The 10,467-nt window shown below is 45.8% G+C and carries 7 protein-coding genes; all 7 read left to right on the top strand.

Features of this window, described 5'->3' with window-relative positions; all coding sequences use genetic code 11:
- Positions 1–805: 805 nt before the first annotated feature.
- Positions 806–1,849: a rod shape-determining protein MreB gene (gene mreB / locus FE394_RS15340; protein ID WP_319927237.1), complete on the top strand. Its 1,044-nt coding sequence runs from the start codon at positions 806–808 to the stop codon at positions 1,847–1,849.
- A gap of 108 nt (positions 1,850–1,957) precedes the next feature.
- Complete coding sequence (mreC, locus tag FE394_RS15335) at positions 1,958–2,989, top strand: rod shape-determining protein MreC (RefSeq protein WP_319927236.1); 1,032 nt, start codon at positions 1,958–1,960, stop codon at positions 2,987–2,989.
- The gene (gene mreD / locus FE394_RS15330; protein ID WP_319927235.1) at positions 2,989–3,477 is read left to right on the top strand and encodes a rod shape-determining protein MreD; all 489 of its coding nucleotides are present in this window, start codon (positions 2,989–2,991) and stop codon (positions 3,475–3,477) included. Before mreC ends, mreD begins: the two co-directional genes overlap by 1 nt.
- A 61-nt stretch (positions 3,478–3,538) precedes the next feature.
- A complete protein-coding gene (locus FE394_RS15325) occupies positions 3,539–4,126 on the top strand; it encodes a Maf family protein (RefSeq protein ID WP_319927234.1) in 588 nt (195 codons plus the stop codon).
- On the top strand, positions 4,123–5,592 hold the full coding sequence (gene rng, locus FE394_RS15320; protein ID WP_319927233.1) for a ribonuclease G: 1,470 nt from the start codon (positions 4,123–4,125) through the stop codon (positions 5,590–5,592). The genes FE394_RS15325 and rng overlap by 4 nt, the downstream gene beginning before the upstream one ends.
- Before the next feature lie 131 nt (positions 5,593–5,723).
- On the top strand, positions 5,724–9,605 hold the full coding sequence (gene yhdP / locus FE394_RS15315) for an AsmA2 domain-containing protein YhdP (protein ID WP_319927232.1): 3,882 nt from the start codon (positions 5,724–5,726) through the stop codon (positions 9,603–9,605).
- Complete coding sequence (gene nit1, locus FE394_RS15310) at positions 9,602–10,450, top strand: deaminated glutathione amidase (RefSeq protein WP_319927231.1); 849 nt, start codon at positions 9,602–9,604, stop codon at positions 10,448–10,450. The genes yhdP and nit1 overlap by 4 nt, the downstream gene beginning before the upstream one ends.
- Positions 10,451–10,467 lie beyond the last annotated feature (17 nt).

Here is a 10,467-nt window from a genome sequence, read left to right as displayed (position 1 = left end):
CGTCATCACACTATATTGACGTCATCACACTATAGATAAAATCTGACGAGCTGAAACGGGCAGGCAACAATATTGTGATAGAGAATGGCAAAACAGTGGTTACTTATTTTTGTTCAGGATGACACTGTAAAAGATAATAATATACAGGATAACAATAAGGAGGATGGTTTGAATAACAGGCTCAGAATAATCCTTATTTTTGTCTATTGACGTTTAAGCTGGCGATATTTTTGCAAATCCTGCCCCTATTCCTGCCAAATTCATCTATTACTTTATACTTAAGAGACTATTCCGCCGTGGAACTGTCGTTTTTTTGGTTTTGCATTTTTTACTTCTTGTTTTTGAGTCTGTTTTTCCGATATTACGTCACCACAGAGTAAGTGACAGGATCTCTTCTGGTTTTATGGCACTGTATTGATTCGTCATTGTGCTCGTAAGAAGAAGAATATTTTTGAGAGAATGTGAATTTTGGTCGAACTTACTGAAATGATCATCGTGCAATATAGAAGCGCTAAAAGCGGGATAGCAGCATTCCAATATGCACTATAATGTTGTTTTTTTAGTGCATCAGACCATTTTGGGATGCTGTAATGAAGTTATTGGTGAAATTAGCCCATTTTTATGCAGTTTTTTTCTGCTCCGTTAGAGAAAAGTAACGTAGAATATCGTGTTTCTGATGTGAATAACGTAGCCACTTTTATTGAAGTAGTAAAAGTAGTTAATCATGCGCCTTGTCGCTGCTTCATGTGGTTGGTAGAGTAGACGGACAATCTCCGTCCCCAGCTTGCAGGATTATCCTTTCGTTATGTTAAAGAAATTTCGTGGCATGTTTTCCAACGATTTGTCCATTGACTTGGGTACTGCCAATACCCTTATTTATGTTAAAGGGCAGGGAATCGTATTGGATCAGCCCTCTGTCGTTGCCATTCGCCAAGACAGGGCGGGTTCACCAAAAAGTGTTGCAGCAGTAGGGCTTGAAGCAAAGCAGATGCTGGGGCGTACTCCGGGTAATATCGCAGCCATCCGTCCGATGAAGGATGGGGTTATTGCTGATTTTTATGTCACAGAAAAAATGTTGCAGCATTTTATTAAGCAGGTTCACAACAACAGTTTTATGCGCCCGAGTCCGCGTGTATTGGTTTGTGTGCCTGTTGGGGCGACTCAGGTTGAACGTCGCGCCATTCGGGAATCTGCCCAAAGTGCAGGTGCCCGCGAAGTATTTTTGATTGAAGAGCCAATGGCGGCGGCTATCGGTGCAGGTCTGCCGGTTTCCGAGGCAACGGGTTCAATGGTGGTGGATATTGGTGGCGGAACCACTGAAGTTGCCGTTATCTCCCTTAACGGCGTTGTTTATTCTTCTTCTGTCCGTATCGGTGGTGACCGTTTTGATGAAGCCATCATTAATTATGTCCGTCGTAACTACGGCTCTCTGATTGGGGAAGCAACAGCAGAACGTATCAAGCATGGAATTGGTTCTGCCTACCCAACGGATGAACTACATGAAATTGAAGTACGTGGCCGTAATCTGGCGGAAGGCGTACCTCGTAGCTTTACTCTGAATTCCAATGAAATTCTTGAAGCCCTGCAAGAACCACTGACTGGCATCGTGAGTGCGGTTATGGTGGCTCTGGAACAGTGCCCGCCAGAATTGGCTTCCGATATCTCTGAACGGGGCATGGTACTGACTGGTGGTGGTGCGTTGCTGCGTAATCTTGATCGACTGCTGATGGAAGAAACCGGTATCCCTGTCATTGTGGCTGAAGATCCACTGACTTGTGTTGCCCGTGGTGGTGGCAAGGCACTGGAGATGATCGACATGCATGGTGGCGATCTGTTCAGCGAAGATTGAAATTAACTCTGCGAGCTGGGAGGCGGATAGATTTTATTTTAGCCTCCTTGCTGATTGTTCGGGAGTTCTATCATTTATGAGACAACACAGCTCAACAATGCGCAATTTATGAAGCCGATTTTCAGCAGAGGACCTTCCCTGCAATTACGACTCTTTTTTGCTGTTATTATTGCCATTATTCTGGTTGTGATAGACAGCCGCCTTGGTGTTTTCAATAAAGTCCGTAGCTACATGGATACGGCTGTAAGTCCTTTCTATTTTCTGGCCAATGGGCCTCGCCAATTTTTGGATGGTATTTCTGAATCTTTGGCTAGCCGGAATCATCTTGAGCTGGAAAATCGTACCCTGCGCAATGAATTGCGATTGCGGAACAGCAAAATTTTGCTGTTGGAGCAATTGAAACAGGAAAACTCCCGTTTGCGTGAATTACTGGGATCGCCCCTGCGTCGTGATGAACACATGATGGTATCGCAGGTGATTTCTGGTGGTATGGACCCTTATCGTGATCAAGTGGTTATCGATAAAGGGGCTAAAGATGGTGTATATGAAGGACAGCCTGTGATCAGTGATCGGGGGGTTGTGGGACAAGTGATTTCGGTGAGCCAATTGAGCAGCCGGATATTGCTGATTTGCGATCCCACCCATGCGCTTCCTGTTCAGGTACTGCGCAATGATATTCGTGTTATTGCGGGTGGTGCGGGATGTACAGATGATCTCCAGTTAGAGCCGTTGCCGAGTGACACCGATATTCGTGTCGGTGATGTACTGGTGACATCGGGTCTGGGAGGTCGTTTTCCAGAAGGCTATCCTGTGGCGGTGGTTTCGTCTGTTAAAATAGATAACCAACGTGCCCATTCCGTTATCCATGCTCGTCCACTGGCTGAATTGCGGCGTTTACGTTATCTGCTGCTATTATGGGGAGCGGATAATAATCCCTCAGAACCCCTGCCGCCTTCGGAAGTTTATCGTGCAGCCAATGAACGTTTGATGCAGATGTTACCGCAGGTATTGCCAAATCCATCGGAAGCAAAACCGCCGTTTCCGGAACAAGGCTCAGGTGAAACAAAAGGTGACAATCAAGCATCACCAGCGACAAATCCCGCGACAAAATCGCCATCACCCGCTACAGGAAACCGCTAATGAGTCAGTATCATAGCCGAGGACGTTGGGTCATCTGGTTATCTTTCCTGATTGCGATAGTGCTACAGATCATGCCGTGGCCGGAACAATTCTTTATGTACCGGCCCACGTTATTGTTGCTGTGCTTAATTTACTGGTTGTTGGCGCTTCCTCACCGCGTCAGTGTTGGTACAGGGTTTTTATTGGGTATCATCACTGACTTACTGCACGGGAGTATTCTGGGGGCACATGCTTTGGCATTCAGCATGATCAGTTTTCTGGTGGCCTTCAAATTCCAGCTTATCCGCAATATGGCGCTCTGGCAGCAAGCGTTGGTTGTCGTAGGGCTTTCAACCCTGATGAATGTATGTGTTTTTTTAGCGCATACTTTGCTGCCGAAGACGGTCTTCCATCCTGAAGTATTCTGGAGTGGTTTAGTCAATGGTATTCTCTGGCCCTGGCTATTCTTATTAATGCGGAAAATCCGCCGTCAATTTTCAGTTCGTTAAAGGCGGACGAGCCTGAATCCATAAAATAGCCTAATGCAATAGACTCTAAGGATAACTCACGATGAAAACCATTTATTTAGCTTCGGGTTCACCAAGACGGCGTGAGCTGGTGGGATTGTTAGATTTTAATTTTGAGATCCTGACACCTCAGGTCGAAGAAAAATGGCGTGAAGGGGAGTCTCCACAGCAATATGTCACTCGATTGGCCAGAGAAAAATCACAGGCCGGAGTGGCAATTGCGCCGCATGATCATCCCGTTTTAGGGGCAGATACCATTGTTGTACTGAATAACCGCATCTTGGAAAAACCGCATGATCAATCCCACGCGGCTGAAATCCTGAGTGCTTTGTCAGGTCAGTGCCACCAAGTAATAACGGCTGTTGCTTTATCAAACAGTCAACATACCTTGAGTGCGGTAGTCATTACAGATGTGATATTCCGCCAGTTATCTCAACAAGAAATACAGGAATATATTGCAACTGGGGAGCCAATGGATAAAGCCGGGGCTTATGGCATTCAAGGTAAGGGCGGTTGTTTTGTCAGAAAAATTAATGGCAGTTACCATGCTGTTGTCGGCTTGCCACTGGTTGAAACGTATGAATTAATCACACGATTTTTAGCGTTAGCTGATGGGAAGAACTATTCATGACAGCAGAGTTATTAGTCAATGTAACACCATCCGAAACGCGGGTTGCTTATATTGATGGCGGTATCTTGCAAGAAATTCATATTGAACGGGAAGCCAGAAGAGGCATTGTCGGAAATATTTACAAAGGGCGGGTGAGCCGGGTTTTGCCCGGAATGCAGGCGGCTTTTGTGGATATTGGTCTGGAGAAAGCCGCTTTTTTGCACGCTTCGGATATTATGCCTCATACTGAATGTATTGCAGGTGAGGAGCGAAAGAATTTTCATGTCAGGGATATTGCGGAACTGGTTAGTCAGGGACAAGATTTAATCGTACAGGTAGTGAAAGATCCTCTGGGGACAAAAGGTGCCCGCCTGACGACGGATATCACGTTGCCGTCACGTTATCTGGTCTTTATGCCCGGCGCATCACATGTTGGTGTTTCACAGCGGATAGAGAGTGAAAAAGAGCGCGAACGCCTGAAAAGTATCGTCATGGATTACTGTGATGAACATGGTGGCTTTATTATTCGCACTGCTGCTGAAGGCGTGGGGACAGAAGAAATTGCACAGGATGCGGCATTTTTGAAACGCCTGTGGAGCAAAGTGATCAAACGTAAGAAACGTAATATCACTAAAAATAAAGTCTATGGTGAATTGGCGCTGGCCCAGCGCATTCTGCGTGATTTTGCTGGAGCATCTCTTGATCGCATCAGGGTTGACTCCCGCCAGACATATACTCAGTTACAAGAATTTATTGACGAATATATCCCTGAAATGAACGCTAAGCTGGATCACTATCAGGGAAACCAGCCGATATTCGATCTGTATGATGTAGAAAATGAGATTCAGCGGGCGCTGGAACGTAAAGTGGAATTAAAGTCGGGTGGTTATCTGATTATTGATCAAACGGAAGCCATGACGACCATTGATATTAATACGGGCGCTTTTGTCGGTCATCGCAATCTGGAAGAAACGATTTTTAATACCAATATTGAAGCCACACAAGCGATCGCGCGACAATTAAGGCTGCGTAATTTAGGCGGCATCATTATCATTGATTTTATTGACATGGTTAATGTAGAACACCGTCGCCGAGTATTGACCTCTCTGGAACAGGCATTAAGCAAGGATCGCGTGAAAACCACCATTAATGGTTTTTCCCAACTGGGTTTGGTGGAGATGACGCGCAAGCGTACACGGGAAAGTATCGAACATATTTTGTGTGATAACTGCCCGACCTGTCAGGGGCGTGGCACGGTAAAATCCGTCGAAACCGTGTGCTATGAAATTTTGCGTGAAATTGTGCGGGTTCACCGTCTCATCGATGCTGATCGTTTTCTGGTTTATTCCTCTCCCGCAGTGAGTGAAGCTCTGAAAGGGGATGAATCCCACGCATTGGCGGAGGTAGAAATCTTTGTAGGCAAACAGGTCAGAGTGCAGACAGAACAACTTTACAGTCAGGAGCAATTTGACGTTGTTATGATGTAATAAACATTGGATTAAAACATTGGATTAAAACATTGGATTAAAACATTGGATTAAAACATCGAATTGAACGACCGACTTGTAGAAAACTTGTTTTTACAGAGCAATAAGCGCTGACAACCAAGGAGAAATGTGTGAGGCGACTGCCGGGGATATTATTAGCGACAGCCGCAATAGCCATTATCATTGTGGCTTTGCTTGTCAGCGGGCTGCGTTTCTTCCTGCCCCATATCAATGATTATCGTCAGCAATTGGCGGAGAAAATTGCTGCCGTGACAGACATACCTGTCAATATTGGTTACATCAATGGACATTGGGAACCATTTGGCCCCAGTCTGGAAATTCGTGATATCAGCGCAAAATCAAAGAATGTCGATATATCTGCCAAAAAGATCACGCTTTCTTTGGATGTCTGGCGTTCACTTTTGCAGTGGCGCTGGCATTTTCGTGATCTGTCCTTTTATCAGCTTCAGGTAAATTATGATAAGGCGCTGTTCGGGTCAGACGGCGAAAATATGCTTTCTGAACCGGATAGCCTCTCCGCCTTATTTCTTGAGCAATTCAATCATTTTGACCTGCACGATAGTCGCCTGACCTTTCTGACGCCATCTGGTGAAAAAGCCGACCTGCTGCTGCCTCAATTAACGTGGCTTAATCAAAATAACCGCCATCGGGCACAAGGCAGTGTAAACCTCTCGTCAATTAATGGTCAGGAAGGGATTGTTCAGGTGAAATTTGACCTGAAAGATATCAATGGGATTCTGGATAATGGTGTCATTTATTTGCAGGCTGATGATATCGATATGCGGCTGTGGTTAAGCCATTGGTTAAGGAATAATACGGGGCTGGAAAATGCGCATTTTAGCTTAGCAAGTTGGATCACTTTGAAAGACGGACGGGTTGATAGTGGGCGTCTGCAACTTAAGCAGGGAGAAGCCAACTGGCATGTCGGCAGTGAAAAACACCAGCTTGCGGTTAATGATTTATTCCTGCAAATGCGTCGCCAGGGAGATGGATGGCTATTTGATGTTCCAAATCTGGAAAGCCTGAAAACCCGTGATCAGCAATGGCCTGTAGGACATATTGCGGCGCTGTATGTTAACCAGTCCCATGAATATCAGGGTAAAGATCACTGGCGTATTCGTGCCGAAAATATTCAGCTTGAGCGCCTGAACGGAATATTGCCAATACTCTCTTTTGTGACACCGGATATTGTCAAGAATTGGCAGCAATTGCAGCCGAAAGGCAGGCTTAGCAGTTTTGCCCTTGATATCACGCCTGAACTTCCCGATGAGTTGGGAATTCGCATGAAATGGCAGGATGTGAGTTGGCTACTCTGGAAAGATCTGCCTTCAGTCAGCCACTTCAGCGGTGTGCTGGAGGGTAATAAACAGTGGGGCAATCTCAGATTTGAACTGAAAGACAGCACCATTGATTATGGCAATATGTTTCAGGCACCATTGGAAATTGCCAGCAGTGAAGGAGACGTTACCTGGAAAAATAACAGCCATGGCATGGAAGTGTGGAGTCAGGGACTGGATTTGCAGGCAAAATCGCTATGGCTCAATGGTCACTTCCATTATCTGAAACCATCAACTGGGCAGCCTATTCTGGAAATACTCGCCGGGATCAGGGCTGACGATGTGGGCGAGGCATGGCGTTATTTTCCCAAGCCACTGATGGGAGAATCCCTGACAGATTATTTGACCACCTCTTTGATTAAAGGGCAGGTTGATAATGCCACGGTTATTTTCAGGGGTGATCCCCATGATTTTCCATTCAAACAAAACAACGGCCAATTTCAGATAGCGGTTCCTCTGCGCAATGCCACCTTTCAATATCAACCAGACTGGCCAGCCCTGTTTGACTTGGATATTGACCTGAATTTCCAGAATAACGGATTACGGATGCAGGCAGCAAAAGCGCAGTTGGGGGAAGTGAATGCAACCCAAGTCTCAGCGGTGATCCCTGATTATGACAAATATAAACTGTTTATCGATGCTGAATTATCCGGTGATGGAAAGGGTATCCGCGATTATTTCAACCACAGCCCAATGGCAGACTCGATTGGCAGCGCACTGGATAGTTTGCAACTTGACGGTAGAGTGGATGGCAAACTCCATCTGGATATCCCACTGGAGCATGGTGAAGTTAAAGCGAGTGGGGAAATCGCGCTCAAAGATACTGATCTGTTTATCAAACCTCTGAATAGCCAGATGAAACATCTCAGTGGCAAATTTCGTTTTGACAATGGCAACTTAAAAAGTGATGTTCTTTCCGCCAATTGGTTCGGGCATCCGTTGTCCTTGCGGTTTTCCACTCAGGATTTGCCAAAACATTATCTGGTCGGTGTGAATCTGGATGCACGTTGGGCTGCGCAGACATTGCCGGCGCTTCCTGCTGAAATTCGCCGGAAACTATCAGGGACACTGAATTGGCAGGGTAAAGTCAATATTACGATACCGTCGGGCAAGTCATCTGCCAATAATCGACCATCAACGGACAACGTGAAATATCGTGTGGCGGTGGATGCAGATTTGTCACATCTCAGCAGTAAATTACCCGCATTGGATACAGAATCGCTGCGGGAATGGAATAAAGCCAATATTCTTGCGGAAGGCGATATGAACCAGCTTCAGTTGAAAGGTTCAATGGGGAAACGATACACGTTCAATACGCAATGGATGTTGGAAAAAGAGCATGTCCGGTTACGGCGTGGCATATTTTATACCGATGGCGAAGGGATACCGGCTTTGCCGGAAAAATCGCTGTTCGCATTAAAATTACCTGCGATTGATGGTGAAAAATTATTGGCATTGGTTGAGTCAGTGAAGCGGAACTCATCAACAGAGAATGGTTTATTGTGGCCAAACGTATTTGAAATTTCATTACCTTCACTGGATTTTGGCGGGCAGCGCTGGAATCAGCTTGAATTCGGTATTGTTCAACAGGCTGATGGCATGAAAGTGAGTGCTGCGGGAGACGAGATTAACGGCAGTGTATTGATTCACAACAGTAAATCGATGCAGGCATCAATCAATTATCTTTATTACGATCCCAACTTTACGACCAGTTCGTCAGAAGATGACAATAAGTTAATGCCAAACGAGGCTTCGTCTCCTCATTATTCTCTGAATCGCTGGCCTGAATTGAATATCGAGTGTACAGAGTGCTGGATTGCTGGACTAAAACTCGGCAAAGTATCAGCATCTATCATGCCGGAAGGCGATTCCCTGATTCTGACCAAGGGACAAGTAGAGAATAGTGCCGGAAAACTGTCTTTGTCTGGCCGCTGGAATGAAAATAGCACGGGAAACGATACTCAGAACCATACCCAGAACCATACCCAGAACCATACCCGGAACCATACCCAGCTCAAAGGGCAATTATCCGGGAAAAAATTCGATGATATGGCGGCTTATCTGGGATTTGTTGTCCCGATCGTTGATGCGCCTTTTAAATTTGATTTCAATGTGAATTGGCGCGATGTGCCGTGGCAGCCTGACCTCAAGACGCTGAACGGGACGCTGGCGGCTAATATGAAAAAAGGTGCTATCGCCAAACTGGGCGGTGGCAGGGCAGGGCAACTATTAAGGCTGATTAGCTTTGATGCTTTGTTGCGTAAATTACAATTGGATTTCAGTGACACATTCAGTAATGATTTCAACTTTGATTCCATTAGTGGCGACGCAACGATAAAAAATGGCGTCATGTATACCGATAACTTTCTCATTGATGGATTGGCAGCAGACATCAATGCCACAGGTAAGACCGATTTGGTTAATCGTCAGATCAGTATGGAACTGGTGATTACGCCAGAAATTTCGACAACGGTGGGAGTGGCGACGGCCTTTGCTATCAATCCTGTGGTTGGTGCCGCAGTTTTTGCAGCAACAAAAGTGCTGGGGCCGTTATGGAACAAAATATCAGTGATTCGCTATCGGTTAACGGGTAGCCTCGAACAGCCTAAAATTGATGAAGTTTTACGTCAGCTTAAGGAGAAAAAAGGGCCATGAGAAACGTCAATGTTGCACTTTTACAATTATGCAGTGGTACAAACGTTAAACATAATTTAGCGCAGATAGAACAACAGATTAAGCAACTGCCAGAGACAGTAAAACTGGTTCTGACCCCGGAGAATGCGTTATTGTTCGCAGATGCTGATACCTACCGTGAACATGCAGAAACACAGGGGCATGGTCCGTTGCAACAGGCAGTGAGTGAAATTGCACAACGCTATGGCATCTGGCTGCTGATTGGTTCCATGCCGATGATCAGCAGGGAAAATTCAGACCGTATCACGAGTAGCAGCCTGTTGTTTGATGATCAGGGAGAAATCCGCGCCCGTTACGACAAAATCCACATGTTTGATGTCAATATCAGTGATGAACATGGTTCTTATAATGAATCCGCCATTTATCAGCGTGGGGAACACATTACTGTTGTTGATACACCTGTTGGTCGTTTAGGGATGACTATCTGTTATGATTTGCGTTTTCCTGGGTTATTTCAGGCATTGCGTGAACAGGGCGCGGAGCTTATCTCCGTTCCGGCGGCTTTCACACGTCTGACAGGTAAATCACATTGGGAACCTCTGCTGAGAGCCCGCGCCATCGAGAATCAATGCATTATTTTGGCACCTGCGCAGGTTGGCGTTCATGGCACCCGCAGGACATGGGGACATTCAATGGCGGTGAATGGCTGGGGGGAAGTTATCAAGAAAAACCCCCTGACTGTCAGCGCACTGCAACTCAATATCCGGCGGGAGAGTTTGACTCACATGCGTGATCAAATCAAAGTGGTGAAACACAATCGCTTCCGCCCACAACTGACTTCTTTGATAAAAAAGAATACAAACTAAGGTAAAAGAGTAATCAC

This window comes from Xenorhabdus littoralis, from assembly GCF_033949345.1.
GTDB lineage: Bacteria > Pseudomonadota > Gammaproteobacteria > Enterobacterales > Enterobacteriaceae > Xenorhabdus > Xenorhabdus littoralis.
Note: the sequence above shows the minus strand (reverse complement) of the source record. Positions and strands in the feature narration are given on the sequence as shown.

What these genes read in the sequence shown, in the direction of transcription:
- mreB (WP_319927237.1), top strand. Translation starts at nt 806, where the DNA reads ATGTTAAAGAAATTTCGTGGCATGTTTTCCAACGATTTGTCCATTGAC.
- nit1 (WP_319927231.1), top strand. Translation starts at nt 9,602, where the DNA reads ATGAGAAACGTCAATGTTGCACTTTTACAATTATGCAGTGGTACAAAC.
- FE394_RS15325 (WP_319927234.1), top strand. Translation starts at nt 3,539, where the DNA reads ATGAAAACCATTTATTTAGCTTCGGGTTCACCAAGACGGCGTGAGCTG.
- mreD (WP_319927235.1), top strand. Translation starts at nt 2,989, where the DNA reads ATGAGTCAGTATCATAGCCGAGGACGTTGGGTCATCTGGTTATCTTTC.
- mreC (WP_319927236.1), top strand. Translation starts at nt 1,958, where the DNA reads ATGAAGCCGATTTTCAGCAGAGGACCTTCCCTGCAATTACGACTCTTT.
- rng (WP_319927233.1), top strand. Translation starts at nt 4,123, where the DNA reads ATGACAGCAGAGTTATTAGTCAATGTAACACCATCCGAAACGCGGGTT.